At 53.4% G+C, this 1,006-nt stretch carries 1 protein-coding gene; it reads left to right on the plus strand.

Annotation, left to right across the window (positions count from 1 at the left end; genetic code table 11):
• Positions 1 to 437, plus strand: a 437-nt coding sequence (locus ADAD_RS17275) for a hypothetical protein (RefSeq protein WP_237700848.1), incomplete at its 5' end; no start/stop codon positions are given.
• Positions 438 to 1,006: the final 569 nt, after the last annotated feature.

The following is a 1,006-nucleotide window of genomic DNA, read 5'->3' on the forward strand; positions in this document are numbered from 1 at the left end:
GGCCTACGGGCGAAGAATTGCTTTTTAGGCACGCTAAGAAAGCGACCGATTACGACAACTTCCACGGTCACGAATACCCGTTTATTGGCTGGAACGAATTAACCAAGTATCCTACGTCGGAACTATACGACAAGTTAATGTCTACTAACCGTTCGTCGTTTAGCCCGAAGCGGGATACGCCGCGAAAAATGGGGCATAACGGCGGCCCGCCCTTGGAAGACGACCACGGCGAACCACTATACGACACGCCGAACGGCAAACCGTTGCCGCCAATACCGCTTGAAGTATTCAGCACTACGAACCCAAACGGGCCGGGCACAATTGGGTTAAGCTGCGGTTCATTACGTGCGCCAAAAACGGCGAAGTCGTGCGCAAAGAAATCCCGGTGTTTAACCCGCAAACACAACGCGACGAAGTTGTTGTTAAAACGCAGGTAGCCATTTTCGGTAGCTACCGCGAAAACNTTTACTTGCCGCCTGAATACGTCGCCGAACTTGAACAAATCAAAGACCCGAACTTGCGCGAAGCATGGCTTAAAGGGTCTTGGGACGTGAACGCAGGCGGTGCCTTTGACGACCTTTGGTCGCGCGACACGCACATTATTTCGCGCTTTCCTATTCCCGAAGGCTGGCACATTGACCGCGCATTTGATTGGGGCAGTAGTCACCCGTTTAGCGTCGGTTGGTTCGCCGAAGCCAACGGCGAAGAAGTTGAATTGCCCGACGGGTCTACGTGGTGCCCGCCGCGCGGCACGCTTGTTCAATTCGCGGAATGGTATGGAACCGAACAAATCGGCACGAACCAAGGTTTGAAAATGTCGGCACCGAAGGTTGCGGAAGGAATACGCGACCGCGAAATTTCGTTGCTTGGTTCGGGCTGGATTACGAAGCAACCGCAGCCCGGCCCCGCCGATAACCAAATTAGGGACGTGCGCGAAAGCGACGTTGATACGATAGAAAAGAAAATGTCTGACAAGGGTATACGTTGGGAACGTTCGGACAAATCG

It is taken from the genome of Citromicrobium sp. JLT1363, assembly GCF_000186705.1.
Lineage (GTDB): Bacteria > Pseudomonadota > Alphaproteobacteria > Sphingomonadales > Sphingomonadaceae > Alteriqipengyuania.